The sequence below is a fragment of the Janthinobacterium sp. UMAB-56 genome, assembly GCF_900095265.1.
GTDB lineage: Bacteria > Pseudomonadota > Gammaproteobacteria > Burkholderiales > Burkholderiaceae_D > Janthinobacterium.
This window is the reverse complement of the sequence record NZ_LT607655.1, coordinates 381,027-403,728: the sequence shown is the minus strand read 5'-3', so window position 1 is coordinate 403,728 and position 22,702 is coordinate 381,027. Positions and strand designations below refer to the sequence as shown.

23 protein-coding genes are annotated in these 22,702 nt (G+C 62.6%); 13 read left to right on the top strand and 10 right to left on the bottom strand.

Annotation, left to right across the window (positions count from 1 at the left end):
- Window positions 1-21 precede the first annotated feature (21 nt).
- The gene (locus K0F85_RS12735) at window positions 22-837 is read left to right on the top strand and encodes a toxin-antitoxin system YwqK family antitoxin (protein ID WP_219116353.1); all 816 of its coding nucleotides are present in this window, start codon (window positions 22-24) and stop codon (window positions 835-837) included.
- Here K0F85_RS12735 and K0F85_RS12730 read toward each other — a convergent pair.
- From K0F85_RS12730 to nhaR, 3 genes are all read right to left on the bottom strand, one after another.
- Entirely contained in the window at window positions 834-2,156 is a 1,323-nt protein-coding gene (locus K0F85_RS12730; protein ID WP_219116352.1) for a chloride channel protein, read from the bottom strand. The genes K0F85_RS12735 and K0F85_RS12730 overlap by 4 nt on opposite strands.
- Window positions 2,116-2,475, bottom strand: a complete 360-nt coding sequence (locus tag K0F85_RS12725; protein ID WP_219116351.1) for a hypothetical protein — start codon at window positions 2,473-2,475, stop codon at window positions 2,116-2,118. The genes K0F85_RS12730 and K0F85_RS12725 overlap by 41 nt, the downstream gene beginning before the upstream one ends.
- A gap of 128 nt (window positions 2,476-2,603) precedes the next feature.
- Window positions 2,604-3,503 carry a transcriptional activator NhaR gene (gene nhaR, locus K0F85_RS12720; RefSeq protein ID WP_219116350.1) on the bottom strand — a complete coding sequence of 300 codons (900 nt, stop codon included), beginning with the start codon at window positions 3,501-3,503 and terminating at the stop codon, window positions 2,604-2,606.
- 158 nt (window positions 3,504-3,661) lie between these two features.
- Here nhaR and K0F85_RS12715 point away from each other — a divergent pair, with 158 nt between their 5' ends.
- Window positions 3,662-4,624, top strand: coding sequence for a TerC family protein (locus tag K0F85_RS12715; RefSeq protein WP_306984471.1), 963 nt, complete (start codon window positions 3,662-3,664; stop codon window positions 4,622-4,624).
- An 82-nt stretch (window positions 4,625-4,706) separates the two neighbouring features.
- Window positions 4,707-5,108 (top strand): TerB family tellurite resistance protein, encoded by a 402-nt coding sequence (locus tag K0F85_RS12710; RefSeq protein ID WP_257572730.1) that lies wholly within the window; start codon window positions 4,707-4,709, stop codon window positions 5,106-5,108.
- A 6-nt stretch (window positions 5,109-5,114) separates the two neighbouring features.
- Here K0F85_RS12710 and K0F85_RS12705 read toward each other — a convergent pair whose 3' ends face one another.
- Window positions 5,115-5,468: a YnfA family protein gene (locus K0F85_RS12705; protein WP_219116349.1), complete on the bottom strand. Its 354-nt coding sequence runs from the start codon at window positions 5,466-5,468 to the stop codon at window positions 5,115-5,117.
- Between the two features lie 114 nt (window positions 5,469-5,582).
- Here K0F85_RS12705 and K0F85_RS12700 point away from each other — a divergent pair, with 114 nt between their 5' ends.
- Complete coding sequence (locus K0F85_RS12700) at window positions 5,583-6,851, top strand: glycerate kinase (protein WP_219116348.1); 1,269 nt, start codon at window positions 5,583-5,585, stop codon at window positions 6,849-6,851.
- Here K0F85_RS12700 and K0F85_RS12695 read toward each other — a convergent pair whose 3' ends face one another.
- Window positions 6,852-7,868 (bottom strand): zinc-binding alcohol dehydrogenase family protein, encoded by a 1,017-nt coding sequence (locus tag K0F85_RS12695; protein ID WP_219116347.1) that lies wholly within the window; start codon window positions 7,866-7,868, stop codon window positions 6,852-6,854.
- Between the two features lie 95 nt (window positions 7,869-7,963).
- Between K0F85_RS12695 and K0F85_RS12690 the strand changes: the two genes are divergently transcribed.
- Window positions 7,964-8,941: a LysR family transcriptional regulator gene (locus K0F85_RS12690; protein WP_257572729.1), complete on the top strand. Its 978-nt coding sequence runs from the start codon at window positions 7,964-7,966 to the stop codon at window positions 8,939-8,941.
- A gap of 181 nt (window positions 8,942-9,122) precedes the next feature.
- Window positions 9,123-9,500, top strand: coding sequence for a VOC family protein (locus K0F85_RS12685; protein WP_219116409.1), 378 nt, complete (start codon window positions 9,123-9,125; stop codon window positions 9,498-9,500).
- A gap of 85 nt (window positions 9,501-9,585) precedes the next feature.
- Here K0F85_RS12685 and K0F85_RS12680 read toward each other — a convergent pair whose 3' ends face one another.
- Entirely contained in the window at window positions 9,586-9,963 is a 378-nt protein-coding gene (locus K0F85_RS12680) for a cytochrome c (RefSeq protein WP_219116346.1), read from the bottom strand.
- Window positions 9,964-10,214: 251 nt separating this feature from the next.
- Between K0F85_RS12680 and K0F85_RS12675 the strand changes: the two genes are divergently transcribed.
- The 3 genes from K0F85_RS12675 (at window position 10,215) to K0F85_RS12665 (ending at window position 14,172) form a co-directional block, all read left to right on the top strand.
- Window positions 10,215-11,759 (top strand): DUF1800 domain-containing protein, encoded by a 1,545-nt coding sequence (locus tag K0F85_RS12675; protein WP_219116345.1) that lies wholly within the window; start codon window positions 10,215-10,217, stop codon window positions 11,757-11,759.
- An 11-nt stretch (window positions 11,760-11,770) separates the two neighbouring features.
- Window positions 11,771-12,955 carry a DUF1501 domain-containing protein gene (locus K0F85_RS12670; protein ID WP_219116344.1) on the top strand — a complete coding sequence of 395 codons (1,185 nt, stop codon included), beginning with the start codon at window positions 11,771-11,773 and terminating at the stop codon, window positions 12,953-12,955.
- Between the two features lie 92 nt (window positions 12,956-13,047).
- Window positions 13,048-14,172 carry an AI-2E family transporter gene (locus K0F85_RS12665; protein ID WP_219116343.1) on the top strand — a complete coding sequence of 375 codons (1,125 nt, stop codon included), beginning with the start codon at window positions 13,048-13,050 and terminating at the stop codon, window positions 14,170-14,172.
- 96 nt (window positions 14,173-14,268) lie between these two features.
- Here K0F85_RS12665 and K0F85_RS12660 read toward each other — a convergent pair whose 3' ends face one another.
- On the bottom strand, window positions 14,269-14,493 hold the full coding sequence (locus K0F85_RS12660) for a hypothetical protein (RefSeq protein ID WP_010396348.1): 225 nt from the start codon (window positions 14,491-14,493) through the stop codon (window positions 14,269-14,271).
- A gap of 141 nt (window positions 14,494-14,634) precedes the next feature.
- On the opposite strand from K0F85_RS12660, the gene K0F85_RS12655 reads away from it, so the two are divergent.
- The 3 genes from K0F85_RS12655 to K0F85_RS12645 are packed head-to-tail and all read left to right on the top strand — an operon-like array spanning window position 14,635 to window position 17,130.
- Window positions 14,635-15,393, top strand: coding sequence for a phosphatase PAP2 family protein (locus K0F85_RS12655; protein WP_257572727.1), 759 nt, complete (start codon window positions 14,635-14,637; stop codon window positions 15,391-15,393).
- 12 nt (window positions 15,394-15,405) lie between these two features.
- Window positions 15,406-16,308 carry a diacylglycerol kinase family protein gene (locus K0F85_RS12650; RefSeq protein WP_219116407.1) on the top strand — a complete coding sequence of 301 codons (903 nt, stop codon included), beginning with the start codon at window positions 15,406-15,408 and terminating at the stop codon, window positions 16,306-16,308.
- A 3-nt stretch (window positions 16,309-16,311) separates the two neighbouring features.
- Window positions 16,312-17,130: a metallophosphoesterase gene (locus K0F85_RS12645; RefSeq protein WP_219116342.1), complete on the top strand. Its 819-nt coding sequence runs from the start codon at window positions 16,312-16,314 to the stop codon at window positions 17,128-17,130.
- A 49-nt stretch (window positions 17,131-17,179) separates the two neighbouring features.
- Here K0F85_RS12645 and cls read toward each other — a convergent pair whose 3' ends face one another.
- Complete coding sequence (gene cls / locus K0F85_RS12640; protein WP_219116341.1) at window positions 17,180-18,571, bottom strand: cardiolipin synthase; 1,392 nt, start codon at window positions 18,569-18,571, stop codon at window positions 17,180-17,182.
- Window positions 18,568-20,679 carry a site-specific recombinase gene (locus tag K0F85_RS12635; RefSeq protein WP_219116340.1) on the bottom strand — a complete coding sequence of 704 codons (2,112 nt, stop codon included), beginning with the start codon at window positions 20,677-20,679 and terminating at the stop codon, window positions 18,568-18,570. Before K0F85_RS12635 ends, cls begins: the two co-directional genes overlap by 4 nt.
- Window positions 20,680-20,996: 317 nt before the next feature.
- On the opposite strand from K0F85_RS12635, the gene K0F85_RS12630 reads away from it, so the two are divergent.
- The gene (locus tag K0F85_RS12630) at window positions 20,997-22,106 is read left to right on the top strand and encodes a porin (RefSeq protein WP_219116339.1); all 1,110 of its coding nucleotides are present in this window, start codon (window positions 20,997-20,999) and stop codon (window positions 22,104-22,106) included.
- Here K0F85_RS12630 and K0F85_RS12625 read toward each other — a convergent pair.
- On the bottom strand, window positions 22,094-22,660 hold the full coding sequence (locus K0F85_RS12625) for a DUF3617 domain-containing protein (RefSeq protein WP_219116338.1): 567 nt from the start codon (window positions 22,658-22,660) through the stop codon (window positions 22,094-22,096). The genes K0F85_RS12630 and K0F85_RS12625 overlap by 13 nt on opposite strands.
- Window positions 22,661-22,702: the final 42 nt, after the last annotated feature.

Here is a 22,702-nt window from a genome sequence, read left to right as displayed (position 1 = left end):
CAACGTTGACGAGAGTTCGCATTGAAGATAGTCATTCCCGTTTTGCTGGCTGCCGTCCTGGCCGCTTCCCCTATCCTTTGCATGGCCATCCCGGCCTTGCCCTCCGGGCAATTGCCTGCCACCCTGTATGTCGACGCCGATTACCAGCCCGCAGCACCCACTGCCGCCATGTACGAGCAGCGCGCGCCGCTGCGCCATGATGCCGCGCGCCAGGCCTGGCATTGGCAACTGTATTTCGCGCAGCCGCCAGGCAAGCTGCACATGGATGCCTGGCTGCTGAGCGCAGACGTGGCGTCGCCGCGCTACGCCTACCAGCGCAGCGTGTATTTTGCCGACGGCCAGCCGGCCCTGCTGGAAGAGCGCAATGGTGAGGGGGACTTCGACGGCGTGAGCGTTGCGTATTATGCGGACGGCACGGTGAAGAGCCGCAAGGCTTACCGGGACGGCGAGTATGCGGGCTGGCATCGCCACTATCATGCGAATGGCCAGCTGAGCCGTGCAGTGTTGTACCAGGCGGGCCAGCCCGCCGATGGTGAGTACCTGAGCTTTGACGAGCATGGACAGGTCAACAATCGCGCGCACTTTGCCGATGGCGTGCTGGAGGGCCAGGTCGAAGTGTTTCATGCAAATGGCAGGCTGGCCGAGCGTGGGGCGTATCTGGGCGGCCAGCGCCATGGCCTGCAACAGGCCTGGTGGCCGGACGGCCGTGAAAAGTCGCGCGTCAATTTTCTGCAAGGGAACAAGGATGGCCTGGAGCGCAGCTGGGCCGAGGATGGCACGCGCAGCGTTTGCGCATGGCAGGAGGGGCGTTTGCTGCGCCCCTGCCGCCATTTTTAGTTCGGTGGCGCCGGCAGCCGTTGCAGTTGCAGCTGCGCCAGCGCCCCGTACAGCGGTTCGCTGAGCACGCGCGACACCGTGCTGGCTACCACGGCGCACGCCATCAGGCTCAGTACCATGCCGTGGCCGTCGACCATTTCCATGACAATGATGAAAGCCGTCAGCGGCGCCTGCGTGGCGGCGGCCAGGAAACCCACCATGCCCAGCGCGATCAGGGCGGGTGCATACGGGTAGTGCAGCAGCACGGCGATATCGTGGCCGATGCCGGCGCCGATGGCCAGCGACGGTGCGAAGATGCCGGCCGGCACGCCTGACCAGACGGTCAGCCAGGTCGCCACGTATTTAAAAGCGACAAAGGCGGGCGCGACGTCGGATGAACCTTCCAGCATGGCGCGCGTGGCCACGGTACCGCTGCCGAAGGTGGCGCCATGGCTGGCGATGCCGATGGCTGCCACCAGCAAACCGCAGACGGCGGCGAACAGCACGGGCCGACCGGTACGCCAGGCCGACAGCCTGCCCAGGGGATTGCCGCGGGCGGACGCCAGCAGCAGCCGCGCAAACAGGCCACCGGCCACGCCGGCCACCAGGGTCACGAGCAAGCCGGGCATGGCCAGCGCCATGCCGATCGGGCCGGGGTGGATGATGCCGAAGTGGGTGGCGTTGCCGTGTATCGAGACGGCCATCATGCCGGCCAGCACGATGCCGGCCACGATCAGGCCACTGTTGCGCTGCTCCGGCGAGCGCGACAGCTCCTCGATGGCAAACATGACGCCGGCCAGCGGCGTGTTGAAGGCGGCCGCGATGCCGGCCGCGCCGCCCGCTACCAGCAGGGAATGGGCGCTCACCTGCGAGTGGCGCGGCAGCAAGCGGCGCGCCGCCAGCATCACGCCGGCGGCGATCTGCACGGACGGGCCTTCGCGTCCCAGCGACAAGCCACCCAGCAAGCCGCCCGCCGTCAGGACGATCTTCGCGGCACTGAGTTTCAGGGAGACGAACAGCGAGCGCTGTTCGGGCGCCACGGCCGGGTCCAGCGTGGCCATTACTTGCGGGATGCCGGAACCGGCGGCGCCGATGGCAAAGCGGCGCGTCAGCCAGATCAGCAGGGCGGCGCAGGCGGGTGTCCACAGCAGGGCGAACCACCAGGCCTTGCCGTTAAAAAAGAGAAACAGGTCCAGTGCTTCCTCTGCCAGCCACGTAAAGCCGACGACGACGAGGCCCGCGACGGCGGCCATGCCGACGACGACGGCGCGTGACCACCACAGGCGCGGGTTGGCAAATTCATGCTTGAAGGCAGAGGGTATATCGTGCAAGTGCTTCATTGCGGCAAGTCCAGGAAGGGGCGCGCAGGGCGTCGGGAAGACTTGCCATTATATAGATGTATTTGCTCGAATGTATTTCCATAGCCTCAGCCGTGGGCGACTGGCAACAGAATGCCTGCCGCTGCCAGGAAATCGACGAGCGCCCGCACTTTCGGCGCCAGGTGCGGGTCGGATGGCTGGCGATGGCGTAATCGCTCAGCACCTCGACCAGGCTGGCGTCGGCCAGCGCATCGGAAAAGTCCAGGACCAGCGCGATGGAGGGGTGCTGCCGGGAAAATTCGGCCAGCGCGGGCAGGAACAGGCGGCCCAGTTCCGGCAAGCCGCGTGCTGCGCCACACTGTGCGGCAACATTTGTCGCCGTTTGACGCGGCCACCTTGCGGCGCGCGCATGCGCTGCTGGAGCGGGGCGGACAGCCGGGCAAGATCGTCGTCAGCGACTGAACAGGCTTACACGAACAGCTCGTGCCGCGCGCTCTGGCTGATGGCGATGGTGGCCGGGTGGCGCAAGCGCCGTTCCGTGGTGATTGCGTAGACTTGCTCGACGAGGCTGTCGACCCGGCCCAGCGCCACCACGGCGTACTGTTCGCAGACCTGGGGCGCGATGACGGTGGGCGCAAAGAACAAGCCCGCGCCGGACTGGCCGAAGGCCTTCATCATGGCGCTGTCGTCGAATTCGCCGACGATGCGCGGGTGCAGATGGTTGTCGCCCAGCCACTGCAGCAAGCGCCCGTAAATGGCGAAGTCTTCGCCGGGCAGCAGCAGCGGCGCGCCATCCAGGCATTGCGGAAAGCCCCCCGCCAGGGTGGCGGCCAGGGCTGGCGTGCCGAACAGGGTCATGCCGCTTTCACCCAGCAAATGGTTATAGCCGCGCACGCTCAAGTGGGCCGGCATGGGGCGGTCCGCCATGATCAGGTCGAGCCGGTGCACGGCCAGGTCCGCCAGCAGGCTGGCCAGCCGTCCTTCGCGGCAAATGATGCGCAGCGGTTCGGCCAGGCCCAGCGCCGGGGCGACCAGGCGGCAGGCGATCAGTTTCGACACGGAATCGGCGCAGCCCACGCGGAAGGTGGTCGTCGTCGTGTGCGACTGGTCGCGCACGACTTCCAGCAATGCATCGCCCGTGCTGAAAATGCTTTCGGCATGGCTGAGGATGCGCCTGCCCGTGTCCGTCAATTCCAGCTGGCGTCCGCTGCGGCGGAACAATTCCACACCCAGGGTGTCGGCAAACTCGCTGAGCTGCCCGGAAATCGATTGCGGCGTCAGGTGCAGCTGTTCGGCCGCGCGCGCGATGCTGCCCGTTTTTGCCACCATCCAGAAATAGCGCAGGTGCTTGAAGTTGAGTGTCGACATGCTTTTCCCGGAGAATAAACACATCGAATTTTTCGATGTATTCATAAATTATATTCGATTTGTTCGATGATTATATTGAGACTATGATGGCTGCTCAACTCATGCAAGGAGAGTGTCATGGACTTCAGGATAGAAACAGATAGTTGCGGAGGCCGCCGATGAACGGCCTGGAAAGCATTGCGACGGCATCCATGTGGGCCGGCTTCATCGTGTTCGTCCTGTTCATGCTGGCGCTGGACCTGCTCGTCTTCGGCGGCAACAAGGCGCACAAGGTGGGCGTCAAGGAAGCGGCCACGTGGTCGCTCGTGTGGGTAGGCCTGGCCCTGCTGTTCAACGGCGGACTGTGGTGGTATTTGAACGGCACGGCCGGACCCGAGATCGCCAGCCAGAAGGCGCTGGAATTTTTCTCCGGCTACCTGATCGAGAAAGCGCTGTCGGTCGATAACGTCTTCGTCTTCCTGTTGATCTTCAGTGCCTTCCAGGTGCCGATCCAGTACCAGCGCCGCGTGTTGATTTATGGCGTGCTGGGCGCGATCGTCATGCGCGCCGTGATGATACTGGCCGGTGCCTGGGTGGTGAGCGAGTTCAGCTGGGTGCTGTACCTGTTCGGTGCCTTCCTGTTGATTACCGGCCTGCGCATGCTGGTGGCGGCCGATGCCGAGCCGGACGTGGCGAACAACCCCGTGCTGCGCTTTGCCCGCCGCCACTTGCGGGTGGCCGACGGCGACCATGGCGAGCGTTTCTTCGTGGCCAAGGGCGGTGTGCGCTATGTCACGCCGCTGTTCCTGGTGCTGATCCTGATCGAGGTGACGGACCTGGTCTTCGCGGTCGATTCGATCCCCGCGATTTTCGCCATCACGACGGACCCGTTCATCGTCTTCACGTCGAACCTGTTCGCCATCATGGGATTGCGGGCCCTGTACTTCCTGCTGGTGGACGTGGCTGACCGCTTCCACATGCTCAAGTATGGCCTGGCGATGGTGCTGGTGTTCATCGGCGCCAAGATGTTGATCATGCCGTGGTACCACGTGCCGGTGGAAGCGTCCTTGCTGGTGGTGGCAGTGTTGATCATATCGAGCTGCGTGGCCAGCGTATTCATCACTCGCAGCGACAAGAAATAAGCAGCGAATTTAACGGCGATACGGCGCGCCCCGCAGGGCGGTGGCGCGCTCTTTATTTAATTAACCGAGAAAGTAAAAAATCATGCGTACCTATGAAGTGAACAGTCCCCAGGCAGCGGGACGTATCTTGGCCCTGATGATGGTGGTCGATGGCAACCTGGCCAGCGCCGAGCTGCAAGCGATGCACCGCAGCAAGATCCTCGAGCATATCGAGCTGGCGCCGGTCGCCTTCCAGCAATTGCTGCAAGACTTGTGCGACGACATGCTGACCTCGACCGTGCATGGCGCCGTGCAACTGGCCAATGACGTGATCGACAGCTTGCTCGAAGAAATCGATGACCCGGACTTGCGCCGCAAGCTGCTGCAAACCATGTGGAAGATCGCCGATGCCGACGACTGGCTGGCCGATGGCGAAGCCGTGTTGCTGGCCCGTGCCAGCGCGATGTGGTCGGCGGAAACGAACTTCCGCGCGCATGCCGCCTGACGCATATCATGCCGCTTTATGGCCCAGGGCAATGACGGCAGCACCAGCCAGGGCCAGGCCCACGCCGGCGATATCGGTCCAGGCCGGGGTGATGCCATCCACCAGCCACAGCCAGCCCAGCGCGGTGGCGATATAGATGGCGCCGTACGTGGCATACACCCTGCCGCTGGCGGCTGGATGCAAGGTCAGCAGCCACACGAAGACCAGGAGGCTGATGGCGGCCGGCAACAGTAGCCAGGCGCTACCCTTGTTGCTCAGCCACAGCATGGGCAGGTAGCAGCCCAGCAGTTCGGCCACGGCAGTGACGGTAAACAGCCCGAAGCTACGGGCGAGACTGCTCCATTCGATGGCGTCGTTCATGGCATTCCTGTGATGTGCTCAAGACGCCATTCTAGCTGCCAAGCAATTTGGCACCCGCTGGCGCGGGCAGCGGCGGCCCTGCTATGATCGGGAACGGACCCCGGAGAAAATAAAATGACGACGACCCCAGCGCCGCGCGCCTTGCTGCAAGCCATGTTCCATGCTGCCATTGCGGCGGCGCAACCGTCGCACTGCATACCGCCCCATCTGCCGCCCGCGCCCAAGGGGCGTTTGATCGTCATCGGCGCCGGCAAGGCGTCGGCCGCCATGGCGCACGCCGTGGAACAGCACTGGCCCGTGCCGCTCTCCGGGCTGGTGGTGACGCGCTACGGTTACGCCGTGCCGTGCGAGCGCATCGAGATCGTGGAAGCGTCGCACCCCGTGCCGGATGCTGCCGGCATGCAGGCGGCGCGGGGCATGCTCGACCTGGTGGGCAATTTGCAGGTAGACGACACGGTGCTGTGTTTGATTTCGGGCGGCGGCTCGTCGCTGCTGGCCCTGCCGCTCGATGGCATCAGCCTGGAAGACAAACAAGCCTTGAACCGCGCGCTGCTGGCGTCGGGCGCCACCATCGGCGAAATGAATTGCGTGCGCCGCCATTTGTCCGCCATCAAGGGCGGCAGGCTGGCGGCCGCCTGCCATCCGGCCCAAGTCATCACTTTGGCCATTTCCGACGTGCCTGGCGACAAGTTGGGCGACATCGCTTCCGGCCCCACGGTGGGCGACGCCAGCACCTGCGAAGATGCGCTGGCCATCGTGCGCCGTTATGGACTGGACTTGCCGGACAGCCTGCGCGCCGCGCTGGAAAGCGGGCGCGGCGAATCCGTGAAACCCGGTGACCCGCGCCTGGCGCGCACGCGTACTACTCTGGTCGCCACGCCGCAGATGGCGCTCGAAGCGGCCGCTGGCGTGGCGCGCGCGGCCGGCATCACGCCGTATATCCTGGGCGACAGCCTGGAAGGCGAGGCGCGCGACGTGGGGAAAGTCATGGCTGGCATTGCGCTGCAAACGGCCTTGCGGGGCCAGCCGTTTCCTGCCCCGTGCGTGCTGCTGTCGGGTGGCGAAACGACGGTCACCTTGCGCGGCAAAGGGCGCGGCGGGCGCAATGTGGAATTCTTGCTGGCGCTGGGCATCGCACTCGACGGCGCACCGGGCATTCACGCGCTGGCCGGCGACACGGATGGCGTCGACGGCCAGGAAGACATCGCCGGCGCGTATCTGGCACCGGACACCCTGCAGCGCGCCTCGTCGCAAGGAATCAAGCCACGCGATAGCCTCGACAACAACGATGGCCACGGCTTCTTCCAGGCGCTGGGAGATAGTGTGATCACGGGCCCGACCTTGACGAATGTCAACGATTTCCGGGCCATTTTGATCACCTGATTACTGGAAATTTTCCAGCACGATTTTCCCTTTGGCGGCGTTGCTCTCCAGCAGGGCATGCGCGCGCTTCAAATTGGCCGCGTTGATCGTGCCGAAGCGCTCGGCCAGGGTGGTCTTGATGACGCCGGCGTCCACCAACTGCGCAAGTTCCTCCAGCAAGGCATGTTGCTGCACCATATCGTCCGTCTGGAACAGTGAACGGGTAAACATCAGCTCCCAGTGCAGGGACACGCTTTTGCCCTTGAACTTGCGCACGTCGATGTGCTCGGGATCATCGATCAGGGCAAACTTGCCCTGCGGCGCGATCAGTTCCACGATCTGCTCGAAATGCTTGTCGGTCTGGTTCAGGCTGATCACGTAGTCGACAGGCGGCAAGCCCAGGCGCGTAATTTCCCCCGCCAGCGGCAGGCTGTGGTCGATCACGTGGTGGGCGCCCAATTGCCTGACCCAGTCGGCTGTTTCCGCGCGCGAGGCCGTGCCGATGATGGTCACGCCCGTCAACTGCCGCGCCAGCTGCACCAGCACGGAGCCGACGCCGCCGGCCGCGCCGATCACCAGCAGGGACTTGCCCGCAAGGCGCTTGTCGCCGCTGAGCTGCAGGCGGTCGAACAGCAATTCCCAGGCGGTAATGCTAGTGAGGGGCAGGGCGGCGGCCGGGGCGAAATCGAGGCTGGCCGGCATGTGGCCGACGATGCGCTCATCGACCAGCTGGAATTCGCTGTTGCTGCCCGGGCGGTTGATGGCGCCCGCGTACCAGACCTTGTCGCCCACCTGGAACAAGCTCACGTCGGGGCCGACGGCGGTGACGACGCCGGCCGCATCCCAGCCCAGCACTTCCGGCTGGCCCACTTTCGGCGCGCGGTTCTTGCGCACCTTGGTGTCGACGGGGTTGACGGAAATGGCCTTGACGGCGACGAGCAGGTCGCGCCCCGTTGCGACGGGCGTGGGCAGCTCGATGTCGAGCAGGGCGTCGGCATCCGTGATGGGCAGGCTGTGGTGGTAGGCGATGGCTTTCATATGCTTCCTCGTTGAATGGATACCGTATGATGGCGGCAATGCCTGCCCGGAAACAGGGGGCGCGTACCGAAACACTTTCAAAGGAATGCTGAAAATTGCTGCGACTCGATGACTTGCAGGTATTTGTGTACACGGCCGACCGGGGCAGTTTGTCGGCGGCCGCGCGCGAGATCGGCATTTCGCCCGCGCTGGCCAGCGCCGCCGTCAAGCGCCTGGAGGCGGAACTGGGCTTGCGCCTGCTGGCCCGCACGACGCGTTCGCTGAGCTTGACGCCGGAAGGCACGCAATACCTGGAACATGCGCGCGTCGCCTTGCGCGTGCTGCGCGCAGGCCACGACGCACTGCTGGCCGGCAAGGACAGTTTCGGCGGAACCTTGAAAATTGCCATGCCCTCCGACCTGGGCCGCAACCTGATGCTGGGCTGGCTGGACGAATTCCAGTCGCGCCATCCCAAGTTGCAGTACCAGCTCAGCGTCAGCGACCGGGTGGCCGACATGGTGCGCCAGCAAGTCGACGTGGCTATCCGTTATGGCCAGCAAGACGATTCGAGCATGATCGCCATGCCGATTGCACCCGCCAACGACAGAGTCCTGGTGGCGTCTCCCGCTTACCTGCGCGAACACGGTCCCCTGCTGGCGCTGGAAGACTTGTCGCAGCGCAATTGCCTGCGCTTCGCGCTGGAAGACGGCTTGCACGACCGCTGGACCTTTTACCGCCTGCCCCAGCGCGAGCAAGTGACGGTGTCGGTGAGCGGCAACCGCAGCGCCGACGATGCCGAGCTGGTGCGCCGTTGGGCCGTGGCAGGCCTGGGCATTGCCTGCAAATCGCGGCTCGATGTGGCTGGCGACCTGGCCGCCGGCCGCCTGCAAGCGTTGTTGCCCGACGTGGCGGGCGAAGCTGCGCCCTTGCACCTGGTGTGCATGCACCGGGCGCAGGTGACGCCGCTGGTGCTGCAGCTGCGCGATTTCCTGCGCGACAAGTGTGCTCAGTTATTGAGACAGCCTGATAGAGCGGCGATTGTTCCCGCGCGTGGGGTGCCCGCCATGGATCTCAATATCATCGATTTTTTATGACTGCTCAGCAGTGAACTCAGTGGTTTTCGGGCCGTCAGCCATTCGACAGGGCGCCTCGGTGCCACAATCGCGCACAGAAGCGTTGAGGCGCTGCCTGTCGCAGCTGTTATGGTAAATTCGGGTGAATGGGAGCTTGATCCCAAAATGGAAGGAATGTAAGTTGAGAACGCAGAAAAGATGCATGGGGTATGTGGCCATCGTCGTCGACGATTACGATCGGGCGATCGAGTACTACACAGAAAAACTTGGATTTACGGTGGTCGAAGATACGCCACAAGCAGGGAAACGTTGGGTGGTTGTCACGCCGAACCCGGATAGCGACTGTCAGCTTTTGTTGGCGCGTGCCTCGAGCGACAGGCAGCAGGAATTTATTGGCAATCAGTGCGGCGGGCGGGTTTTCCTTTTCCTTCACACCGACGATTTTTGGCGGGATTATGGCGCCATGAAGGCCGCAGGTGTGCACTTTTGTGAGGAACCGCGGCAGGAAGAGTACGGGACCGTCGTGGTCTTTGAGGATCTCTACGGAAATCGCTGGGACCTATACCAAAACAAAGGCTGATTCTTTAGCCGTAGGGCAGATCTCAGCAGTTAGCGCGACAGGATGGCTGGCGAATCAAGCTTTTGCCGGCATAGGGGCTGAACAGTCAGGATTTTTTTAAAATCACGCTGCTCATGTATTGATTCAAATCGCGAAAATCCTGCACCCGCCAGGCATATGGCGCGATCTTGACGCCATTCTCTTTCAAGGTCCTTGGAATCAAATCGCCATTCGGACGCAGTATGACCGAGGATACAATCACGCCCGGATAGTCCTTGAGGCGCTTTTTGAAAGCGGCTGTTGTCAGATCCGGCGTGGGCGGATTGCTTTTATTCGCCAATGCTCCTGTGCCTTTGATATTTGTTCCGTGGCATATGGCACATCTCTGTACGTAGAGAGTCTTTCCATTGAGATTATCCGCCAAGGATGCGGGCGTTTGAACGAGCGATAACATGCCAAGTGTGACGATGAATAATATTTTCATTTCATGTTGAATGTGGATGGATGGTATGAATAATGGCTGAGTCGAGAGGTCATTCGCAGCTGCTATGGCAAGACGCCATACTCACGCTCATATTTTATCCGGGATTGTTCATTAGTAATGTCCCCGCGCCCGCGCGAGCTCGGCTGGCGAACCTTCGCACTTGATTACAACTCGTTGCAAATGGCAATCATGCGCAGTTCAAGCTGGGCGTACCCTCAAGCATTCTGCATGAAACCGCTTGAAGGACCGCCATGACACCGAACCGATTATTGCCGACGACCTTGATTTCCCTGCTCTTGCTGGCCGGCTGTGCGGCAACCGAACCTGCGGTCCAGGCCGACCATCGCCCGCAGACCAGTCCGGCGCAAGCCGTCGCCATGCTGGAACGGGTCAGCTGGGGCGTGAACGGGGGCAGCGTGCGCCAGGTACAGGCGCAAGGTTGGAACGCATACTTGCAGGCGCAGTTGCATCCAGGAAAAGCGGTCTTGCCGCCGGCCATCGCCGCGCAAATCGATGCCATGACCATCAGCCAGGTGCCGCTCGATCAACTCGTCATGTCCGTCGAGCAAAAGCGCAAGGAGGCGAGCGCTGTCATGGACGACATGGCGAAGCGGCAGGCGCAAAAGGACTATCAGCAGGAACTCAACCGCTTGGCGCGCGAGGCGGCCACGCGCTCGCTGTTGCTCGATGTGTATTCACCAAACCAGTTGCAGCAGCAACTGAGCTGGTTTTGGCTCAACCATTTCAGCGTGCATCAGGGCAAGCACAACTTGCGCGCCATGGTGGGCGATTACGAGGCGAATGCCATCGCGCCTCATGTCCTGGGGAAATTCCGCGACTTGTTGGGCGCTACCGTCCACCATCCTGCCATGCTGCGCTACCTGGACAATGAAGCCAACGCCGCCAAACGCATCAATGAAAACTATGCGCGCGAGCTGATGGAGCTGCATACGCTGGGCGTGAATGGCGGCTATAGCCAGATGGATGTGCAGGAGCTGGCGCGCATCCTGACGGGCGTCGGGGTGAATCTGGGAGCGGACACGCCGAAGGTCAAGCCCGCCTTGCAGTCGCAGTACGTGCGCCAGGGCTTGTTCGAATTTAATCCGAACCGTCACGATTACGGCGATAAGCAATTCCTTGGGAAAACGGTCAAGGGCAGGGGGCTGGCCGAGCTCGACGAAGCGCTGGATCGCCTCAGCCGCAGTCCCGCCACGGCGCACTTTATCAGCGGCAAGCTGGCCCAGTATTTCGTCGGCGATAATCCGCCCGCGCCGCTGGTGGCGCGCATGGCGGCCACTTTCCAGCAGAGCGATGGCATGATCGCCGATGTATTGCAGACCCTGTTCAGCAGCAACGAGTTCAGGCAATCGCTGGGCAAGAAATTCAAGGATCCCATGCATTACGTGGTGTCGGCCGTGCGCCTCAGCTATGACGATAAGCCCATCCTGAATGCCGGCCCCATGCTGAACTGGCTCTCGCGCATGGGCCAGCCACTGTACGGACGCCAGACGCCGGACGGCTATCCACTGACGGACGCCTCCTGGGCCAGCCCAGGGCAGATGACGACGCGCTTCGATATCGCCCGCACCATCGGTTCGGGCAGCGCCGGCCTGTTCAAGACGGAGGGCCCGCAGCCGCAGGAAAAAATGGCCTTTCCCCAGCTGGCCAGCGCCTTGTATTTCCAGTCGCTGCAGCCAGGCTTGAGCCCCGCCACGCGCCAGGCCCTGGAGCAGGCCGCCTCACCGCAGGAGTGGAATACATTTCTTCTTTCTTCCCCCGAAATGATGCACCGCTGAAAGGAATCACCATGAATCGTCGTGACTTGCTGAAAGCCATGGCCGCCGCGCCCTTGTTGTCCCATGCGGGCAGTCTGCTGGCCGCACCGGCCACGGATGCGAAGTTGCTGTTCGTCTTCTTGCGGGGCGGCTATGACGCGAACAACTTGCTGGTGCCGGTCGGCAGTGATTTTTACTATGCATCGCGGCCGAATATCGCCATTGCCAGGCCGGGCGCGGAAAACGGCGCACTGCCCCTGAATAGCGACTGGGCCCTGCATCCTTCCTTGCGCGAGACCGTCTACCCCATGTTCACCGGTGGCGAGGCGGCCTTCATTCCATTTGCGGGCACGACCGATTTGACGCGCAGCCATTTCGAGACGCAGGACAGCATCGAACTGGGACAGGAACTGGGCGGGCGCCGCGATTTCCGCTCGGGCTTTTTGAACCGGCTGGCGCAAAGCCTCAATAGCAGCAATCACGCCATTTCGTTCACGGACCAGTTGCCCCTGATCTTCCAGGGCGGCGTGCAAGTGCCGAACATGGGGCTGCGCTCCGTGGGCAAGTCGGGCATCGATGCGCGTCAAAGCCAGCTCATCGCCGCCATGTACAAAGGCACGCCCTTGCAGCAACCCGTCAGCGCGGGCTTTGCCGTGCGCGAGGATGTGAGCCGGGAATTGACGGGAGAAATGCAGGCGGCCAACCGCAACGCCATCAGTACCAAGGGTTTTGAACTGGAAGCGCAGCGCATCGCCCGCTTGATGAAGGATAAATACAATCTCGGTTTCGTCGATGTGGGTGGCTGGGATACGCACGTGGGGCAGGGTGGCGCCAACGGCTACCTGGCGGGGCGCTTCGATGAGCTCGGGCGGGGCCTGGCGGCGTTTTCGCAGGAAATGGGCAGTGCCTGGCGCAATACCGTTGTGGTGGTGGTCAGCGAGTTTGGCCGCACCTTCCGCGAAAACGGCAACCGTGGCACGGATCACGGCCACGGCAGCGTGTTCTGGGTACTGGGCGGCGGGCTCAAGGGCAAGCAGGTGGCGGGTGAGCAAGTGGCGATTTCGCAGGCGAATTTGTTCCAGAACCGCGACATGCCGGTGCTCAATGAATATCGCGCCGTGCTCGGTGGTTTGCTGCGCCGCACGTTCGGCTTGACGCCGGCGCAACTCGATCACGTGTTTGCCGGCGTCAAGCCGGTGGAGCTGGGCCTCGTATAAATTGCCATGCCGCCGTGTTACGCTACGCCTGCGCAACTGGCGCGTAACCAAGCCCCGTCCCTGTCCCCGGTGCGGGGCACGAATGGAGTGGTATGAGCGATACCCAGCGCGACATTGTCAGCGCAGGCTTTTCCCTGGCCTTGATCGCCGTGACGGCCTTCGTCATGCAGCGTTTCTTTTTGCCGCTCGTGTGGGCCGGCATCCTGTGCGTGGCCACCTGGCCCTTGTACCGGCGCGTGCGCGCGGCACTGGGCCAGCGCACCATCATCGCGGCGGCCGTGCTGACCCTGGCGTTTGCCTGCATCTTCATCATTCCCGTGCTGTTCGGCGTGGCGCAGGCGGCGCGCGAAGTGCCGGTGCTGGCCAATTTCATCGTGCATGCGAATACCGATGGCTTGCCCGTGCCGGACTGGGTGGCGCATATTCCGCTGGCGGGCAGCACCGTCGGCGACTGGTGGCTAGCCACCCTGAGCCAGCCCCACGGCATCGGCCACTTCTTTGCGGGCAGTGCCGTGGGGGGCTTTCATTCCGCGCGCGACATGCTCAAGGTGCTGGGCGCGGATGTCTTCCACCGCCTGGTCGATTTCGGCCTGGCGTTTTTATGCCTGTTTTTCTTTTACAAGGATGGCGAAGCGCTGACGCGCCAGATCACGGCTGTCGGCAGCCATTTCTTGCGCCCCGAACGCTGGGGGCGCTATGCGCAAAAGATTCCCATGGCCATACGCGCCACCGTCAATGGGCTCGTGCTGGTGGGCCTGGCCGAAGGTGTGCTGATCGGCTTCGCCTACGCTATCGCCGGCTTGCCGTCGCCGGCCCTGTGGGCGTTCGCCACCGGCATTTTGGCCATCATCCCGTTTGGCGCGCCGCTCGCTTACCTGTGCGCGGCCGCCTTGCTGGTCTTTCAGGGCAATGTGGGCGCCGCCATCGGCGTTGCCGTGTGGGGCACCGTGGTGCTGTTCGTGGCTGACCACTTCGTGCGCCCCGGCATGATCGGCAACGCCACCCGCTTGCCCTTCCTGGCCGTGCTGTTCGGTATTCTGGGCGGCGTGGAAACCCTGGGCCTCGTCGGTCTGTTCATCGGCCCCGTCGTGATGGTGCTGTTCGTAACGCTGTGGTACGAAGCCAATGTGTCTGACCGCGTACCGCCTGCCAACGAACTTGCCGACGCAGCTGCTGAGACACCTGCCAGCCCGGCCGCGCCGGAACGCACACAGTAGTGAAGGGTCGGCCAGCGCTGTTGCCGCTGGCCGGTACTGAGGCGTTCCCGGCGGGGCCGGACGGAGCACCTAGACCGCTACGCGGTTAAGGTGACCTTAATGCGCTTTAGATAAGATCAACAGCCAACGGCGCATCAGCAGCACTTCAACATAGCCCGGCTCGATGCCCGTACCGCACTCGATCAAGGGATTGACGGTGTAGTAGCGCTTGCGGAAGTCGCGGCAAACGAGGATTTCGCGCTTGCCCATGCGGACGAGGAAAGAGCTTGGGGCGTATTCCAGGCCGAACCGTGAGCCAAAACCGCTATTCAATGTTGCCATGACAATTCCTTTGAGGGAGATGTGTTGAACGAGTCATCAGAATAGCATAACTACTGTATGAAAACACAGCTACTGTATGAATAAACAGTATTTTTTTGCTGCTGTGGTTTTTTTGACCATCAGCAGGAACATGAAAGAGAGATGAGTTTGCAAGAAAAAAATGACATGGGCATGACCACGGGCTGGACCGCAAAACTGCAGCGCTTCGTCGAGGCGCGCCTGTCGCCCGAGGGCGAGCTGGGCCTGCATATGACGGTCGGCTTGGCCTTGATGCTGGCCGCCATCGTGGTGTTTCACGAGATCGCCGAAGCCGTCATGGGCATGGCCCGGATCACGGTGATCGACCTGCAGGTGGCGCACTGGTTCAACCAGCATGCCGTGCCGTGGATCACCAGCTGCCTGCTGGTCGTCACGCATATGCACGGCGTGATCGGCGCCATCACCCTGGCGACCTTGCTGGGCTGGTATCTGCACCGCAAGGGCGCCACCTATTGGCTGTTTACCCTGCTCATCACCATGCCGGGCGTCATGTTTTTGAACCTGCTGCTAAAGTACATTTTTGTCCGCGCGCGGCCCAGTTTTGACGAGCCCATCCTGCAGACGGCCTTGAGCACGTACAGCTTTCCCAGTGGCCACACGGCCACCTCGACAGCCCTGTACGGCTTGCTGGCCGCCTACCTGATTTGCCAGACGGCGCCCGGCGCCTGGGGCAAGCGCATCGCCATCGCGCTGGGCGCCTTCCTGATGGCGGCGCTGGTGGGCTTCAGCCGCATCTACCTGGGCGCGCATTACCTGAGCGATGTGCTGGCGGCGATGGCGGAAAGCTATGGCTGGCTGGCCATCTGTATCGCCGGCGTGTCGACCCTGCGCCGCCGCCGGCATATCCGGCAAACCAAATAAGGGGAAACGATCCTGAGCAAGATAGCAGTCATCATCAATGCGGGCGCCGGTTGCGGCTATGCGCCCGACTGGGCGCAGCAGCTTGAAGCGACTTTTGCCGCCGTGGGACTCGACGCCGCCATCACGCTGGCGCAGAGCGGCGCCGAGATGATCGCCACGGCCGAGCAAGCCCTGCGCGATGGCGCGCCCATTGTCGTGGCCGGTGGCGGCGACGGCACCATCAATGCCGTGGCATCCGTCGTTGTCGGCAGCGGCACGCCGTTTGGCGTCTTGCCACTGGGCACGTTGAATCATTTCGCCAAGGATTTGAATATCCCGCTCGACCTCGATGCGGCGATTGCCAACGTGGCGCAGGGCGTGCGCCACCAGGTGGACGTGGGCGAAGTCAATGGCCGCATCTTCCTGAACAATTCCAGCCTGGGCCTGTATCCGGACATCGTGCGCGACCGCGAAAAGCAGCAGCGCCGGCTGGGACGGGGCAAGTGGCTGGCCTTCAGCTGGGCGCTGCTGGCCGCGCTGCGCCGCTATCCCTTTCTCAGCGTACAGCTGAAACTCAAGGGCACCGTGCATGCGCGACGCACGCCTTTCGTCTTCATCGGCAATAATGAATATCTGATGGAAGGCTTGAATATCGGCGAGCGCGAGCGGCTCAATGGCGGCCAGCTGAGCCTATACGTGGCGCAGCGTCCGGGCCGCCTGGGCTTGCTGAAGCTGGCACTGCACGCGCTGTTCGGCAAGCTGTCGCAAGCCAAGGATTTCGACATGCTGATGGCCAATGACCTGGAAATCGCCACGCACCACCGCCGCCTGCGCGTGGCCACCGATGGCGAAGTGAGCGTCATGAATACGCCGCTGCAGTACCGCATCCGTCCCGCCGCGCTGGACGTGATCGTGCCAGCGCCAGTCAAGGAGTAGCTCATGCGTACCCTCGTGCATTTGTCCGACTTGCATTTTGGCCGGGTCGATCCTGCCCTGCTGGCGCCCTTGCGTGCGCTGGTCGAGCGCCTGGAACCCGATGTGGTGGTGGTGTCGGGCGACCTGACCCAGCGCGCCCGCAGCGCGCAATTCCAGCAGGCGCGGCACTTTCTCGACAGCTTGCCGGGGCCGCAGATCATCGTGCCGGGCAACCATGACGTGCCCCTGTACAACGTTTTTTCCCGCTTTGTAACGCCGCTGGTGAAGTACCGGCGCCATGTGACGGACGATTTGTCGCCCGAATATGTGGACGAGGAAATCGCCGTGCTGGGCATCAACACGGCCCGCTCGCTGACGTTCAAGGATGGCCGCATCAGTCACGAACAGATTGCTTTCCTGCGTGAACGCCTGGGTCGTTTGCCGCCCGGCTTGACGCGCATCATCGTCACGCACCATCCCTTTGACTTGCCCGAGCATTTCGACAAGAATGAGCTGGTCGAGCGCGCGCCGCTGGCGTTGCACATGTTTTCCGAATGTGGCGTCGACCTGTTGCTGGCCGGCCATTTGCACGCCAGCCATGCAGGCGACACCTCGGCACGCTACAAGATCGACGGCTACGCCGCCCTGATGGTGCAGGCGGGCACGGCCACGTCCACGCGGGGCAGGGGCGAGTCGAATTCGTTCAATGTCATCCGCATCGACGACAGCTGCATCCGCGTCGAACGCTACAGCTGGAATGAAGACAGTGCCGACTTTGAAAAGGTCAGCACGGAGGCGTTTGAGCGCCAGGGCGGGGTGTGGGCCAGCTTGCGGCCACTGTAAGCCGACCTGCTCCGATCTGCCGGCGCACGCGCCTGTGTCTGCCTGTGTCTTATAACCAGTAATTCATGAAGCGCGCGGCCCACTCCTTCATGCGGTCCGAGATGGGCCGCGTCTCCCATTTCGCCTTGGTGATCTCTTCCGAGTCGCGCAAGTCTTCCTGGAAGGCGTTTTCCATTTCACGGCCGAAACTGTCGCCCAGCACGATCACATTCAGTTCGCTGTTATGCAGGAAGCTGCGCATGTCGATGTTGGTCGAGCCCACGGTCGACCAGGCACCGTCGATGACGGCCGTCTTGGCGTGCAGCACGGCCAGTTTTAAATGAAAAATGCGGATGCCGCCGGCCAGCAACTGGTCGTACAGCGCGTGCCCGGCATGGAACACCAGGCCGCTGTCGGACACGCCGGGCAGCACCACGGTCACGTCCACGCCCCGCTTGGCGGCCGCCACCAGGGCGTCCACCGTTTGCTGGTCGGGCACGAAATAGGCGGAGGTGATGTGGATGGATTTCTTCGCTTCCTGAATGGCTAAAATATACGCCTTGTAGATTTCAAAGCCGCCATCCGGCTCGCTTGCCACCACGCGCACCAGCTTGTCGCCCACTTCCGACAGGATAGGAAAATAATTGGCGTCGGGCAAGTCCGCCTGGTCTTGCTGTGCCCAGGTGCGGATGAACAGCCACTGGAAGGCGGCCACGGCCGGGCCTTCCACTTTCACGTGCGTATCGCGCCAGCCCACGTCGCTCTTGTCGGCGGACTTGTTCTTGGAGCGGAACAGCGAGCTCTTGGCATAGGTATCGCTGATATTGACGCCACCCGTAAACGCCGTCTTGCCGTCGACAATCAGCACCTTGCGGTGATCGCGGTTGTTGATCTTCCAGTCGTCGCCCTTGAGCTTGGCCGGATTGACGGGGTTGAACGCGACCAGGTGCACGCCTGCCGCGCGCATGCGCTCGAAGAACGCTTGCGGCACGCCGATGGTGCCCACGCTGTCGTAGATGACGTTGACCGTCACGCCCGATTGCTGCTTTTCGATGAGCATGTCGGCGAACTTCAGGCCCAGCGGGTCCTGGTCGAAGATATACGTTTCCAGGTTGATGCTGTTCTTCGCTTCGCTGATGGCCTGGAACATGGCGGCCATGGTTTGCGGGCCGTCAAACAGCAGGGTCACCTTGTTCCCCTTGATCAAAGGCACGCCTGTGGCCGCTTCTTCCAGGGCTGCCTGGGTTTTCAAATCCATGCCGGACTTGGCCCAGCGCTTGTTGAGCAGGGCGGCGCGGCTGTTGACGTTCAGCACGGCGCCCTTGCCTGTGATGACCTTGGGCCTGGCTACGGGGGCCAATGTGGTGTTGAGGTTCTTGACATTGGGCAGCGAGGCGCATGCAGCCAGGGTCCAGCACAGCAGTAGGGCGGTGAGGCAGGATTGCATGCGCCGGTTGGTCATTTTTGAGCCTTGGTCGTCAGTGACAGGTTTGCCGACTCGTCTACCAGTGCCAGAGGGGGCGGGTTTTTCGAGCCGAAGAAGAAGACGATGGGCGACTTCAGGAAGCGCTTGCCCAGAATCTTTAACAATTGCATGCCGTGCTTGAAGCGCACCTGGCGCGAACGCAGGGCCACCCACAGGGCCAAACCAAAACTGACCAGCAGGTTGGCCGTGCCGATGGCGAAGATGCCCGACAGCGATTTGACGGCCAGTTGCCAGCTCATATTGTGGTCGAGACCCACCAGGGCGGTCGCGAAGTTGGCGGCCGAGAAGGTGATGTGGCGGATATCGATGGGCAAGCCGATCAGGAAACCCAGGGTGCCGATGGAACCGAGCAGGATACCGAAATAGAAGTTACCCATCAGACCGCCCAGGTTATTTTCCAAATACAGCCCCAGCCGCTGCAGCCGCTCCTGGCCGATCACTCGGCCCAGGCCGCGCATTTGCGCGATGCGCTGCGCCCAGCGCGTGTACAGGGCCTGGTTGTCATAGTAGCCCGAAATCAGGCCGGCCACGAACAGGCACACGCCGGCGATCATGGCATAGAAGATGGCGGGGCTGCCGATGGGGTCTATATCGTGCAGCAAGTGCATGGCCTTTTCCGGCGTCACCAGGTTGTGCCCGGTAATCGCCTTGTAGCCCAGCGCGATCAGCCAGGCCGTGGGAATGGCTGTCGCCAGGTTGCCCAGCACGGCCATGTTTTGCGTGCGGAAGACCTTGTTGATCAGTTCAGCCATGCTGTCGAGGTCGATATTCCGTCCATCCTTGCTGTGCAGGCCGGCGGCGATGCGCGACGCCGTCATGGCAGGCTGCTTGGTGGCCACCGTGAAATGCAGCAAGTGGATGAACATGAAACCGATCGAGTAATTCATGCTGAACATGAAGGCTTCGACCAGCGGTGCCGAGCGCAAATACGACATCAATATCTTGAACAGCGCCATGAAGCCGATGATCACGCCCGCGCCTGCGGACGAGAGGAACATGGCACCCATCTCGCGCCGGCTTTCCGCGATGTAGTGTTCGCCCGTGCGGCTGGCGTTTTCCGTCACATTGCGCGCCAGCAAGTTGATATTGTCGGAAAACAGGTCGCTGACCTTGTACTTGTGGTTATGCGCGCGTATCAGTTCCAGCGCCAGGCCCACGGCGCCTGCGCGGCGGCGGCTGACGGGCCGCGGGTGCAGCAAGTCTTGCGTGGCGTCGACCGTGATGGCGGCGATGTCCACCGTGCTTGATGCAGGCAGCTCGCCGCTCGTGTCGACGAGGAACAGCAGCTTGCGCAGGCGGTCGATGCTTTGCGCCAGTGCCACCAGTAAATACGTGAGGGGAATGCTGGTGCCCTGGTACAGCGCCTTCTTGCGGATCTTGGCGATGACGGCGTCGCACTGGTCCAGCATCACCAGCAAATGGCGTGCGTCCTCGATGTGCTCGATATTGCCGTGCAGTAAATTCGTGTAGGCGTCCAGGTAGGCATTCACTTCCGTGTTCTGCACCATGAACGGCGACTGGAACACTTCGATTTCATTGTGGAAACGCGTCAATTCCGGTTCCAGGCCCATGGCGCAGACGCGGTAGGACAGGGTGCGGATGGCGTCGAGCATGCCCGGCAGCATGATATTGCCATCGCCGACGGCCAGTTCGATGTCGTCGCTGGTGAGCACGTCGAACAGTTCCAGCCATTCCGTGGCGGGCACATTGCTGATCCACACATAATCGGTCTTCAGGTACAGCACCTGGTCGAGCGCGTCGTTCAGGTACTCGTCGCCCAGCGCGGGCGGCAGCATGCGGTAGGCGATGCGGCGTTTCAATTCCGTGAAAAAGCCATTGTTCGACAGCACGCCGATGTCCGTGTAGAGGCTGGCGTGGCGGCGCGCGGCCAGCACGCGCAGCACGTATTCGTGCAGGGCGCGCGCTTGCGCGGGGTTACCTTTGAGAAGCTGGCGCAGGGTGCGCACGTTGGCGATCGCTGTGGCGCTGTCGTGGGAGCGCTTGGGACGCAGTGAGTTGAATAATTCCACCAGCAAGTCGATATTGCTGGAGTTGGGGTCAATGCGTTCGAGGATAGCTAGCATGCAGAAAAAACGGGCGAGCCGCTGTCGGTAAAACCAGTAGTGTACCGCCTGTGTCAAATCGCGCAACGTTCGGCACCGAACATTGCTTCACGGCATAAGTTGCAATGAACGCCATTTTGCCGCAAGTGCCGCAATCCTCACCACTCTTGCGTGTTGTCAGTGTGCGACTCTTTTCCTGGGGCTAAGCTGATGTTTCTGTTGTACAACGCACGGATGGCTGGACAAAAAGCGAGGATAAGGTAACACTAAGATCAGACACACAGCGCATGTCCTGATCAATACCGGGAAGTTTCATTCACGTCACCGAGATATTTATCATGAAGACCTCGTATTTTGCGCTTGCTGTGATAGGGATGGGGCCATTCGCGCTGGGCGCGACGGCCCAGGCTGCCGATGGCGCGGGCAGTGCCGCATCCAGTAACGTTGCCGTGTACGGCGTGCTCGACGCGGGCATCGTTGCCGAACGGGGCTGTGCCGCCAGTTGCGCCGGCGCCAAGGTGTCCGGCGGCGTCGCGTCCGGCTCGCGCCTGGGCGTCCAGGGCCGCGAAGCGCTCGGCAATGATGTCAGCGCCGTGTTTACCCTCGAAGCGGGCGTGCAGAACGACACGGGGCAGTCGGAAGACGGGCGGTTGTTCGGCCGCCAGGCCTACGTGGGCGTGGATAGCCGCCTGGGCGCGCTGACCCTGGGACGCCAGTACAATCTGCAATACCTGGCGCTCACCGACGTGGCCGACCCGTTCAAGGGCGGCATGGCCGGCAGTGCCGGCAACCTGGCCGGCTACAGCGTGAAACGCTACGACAATACCGTCAAATACGTGACGCCTGCCTTGCGCGGCGTGACCGCCAGCGCCATCTACAGCTTTGGCGAGTCGCCGTACAGCAGCGCCAACAACCGCGCGTATGGCGCCACCCTCGGCTATTCGGCCGGCGCCGTGAATGTCAGCGTGTCGCACCAGCGAAAAAACAACTTCATCCTCGCCTCCGGCACCTTGCCCGCCATCGACATGTCGTCGCGCAACACCCTGATCGCGGCGAATTTCGACCTGAAGGTGGCCACGGCCTTTGCCGCCGTGGGCGTAAACAAGGGCTATGGCAGTTCGCCGTGGGACCCCAGCAATGCGTACAGCTCGCTGGCCCTGTCGCAATCGTCGTCGGACAGCCGCGACACCTTGCTGGGCGTGTCCGTGCCCGTGGGCGGCTTCAAGCTGCTGGCATCGTACGTGCGCAAGGATGACCGCGACCTGGCCAACCGCGACGCCACGCAGGTGGCCGTCGGCCTCACGTATTCCCTGTCAAAACGCAGCGATTTCTACGCGTCCTACGCGAAAATCCACAACAAGAACGGCGCCCGCTACACGGTGGGCAATGCCAGCGACGCGGGGCGCGGCGACGCGGCCTTCAATATGGGCTTCCGTCACGGCTTTTGAACTGCCGTCGTGGCAGGGGCAGGGCAGCTGGCACCCAGCCACTTGCCCTTGCTCGTCACATTCACCTGTTCCGGCGTGCCGCGCGCGCTGGTCGTCACCGCCAGTTGCATGCTGAAAGCCTGGTCGCCACTGAAGCGCACCTGGCCTTCGCCGCTCGATTTCGGGTTGGCGCAGGTGAACGAGACCTGCATGCCGCCGGCGATGTCGGTGTTTTTCGATTTGCAATCGCCGGGCTGGCCCGTGGGTATCTGCTTGCGCGCCGCCATTTCCGGCGTCACGCACGCCGTCACCCGCACGGCGCCATCGGCGCCCACGGTGGGCATGGCCATGCCGCGGCTGGCGGCCATGCTTTCGAGCTGCTTGCGTTGATCGGGAGGAAGGTTGCCCAGTTGCTGCAACACCATGGACATGGCGTTGTCGGTGGCGGCGTCCGGCGACGCCATCGTGCTGTCGACTTGCCACAGGCCCGGCTTGATGTTGGCCGTCTGGGCGCTGGCCTGGGCGCCGAGGGCGGCGCCAGCGAGCAGGGTCAGGCGTAGCAGGGATCGTTTCATCGTAGGGTCTCCGGTATGGGCAGACCCCAGCATACGGCATGG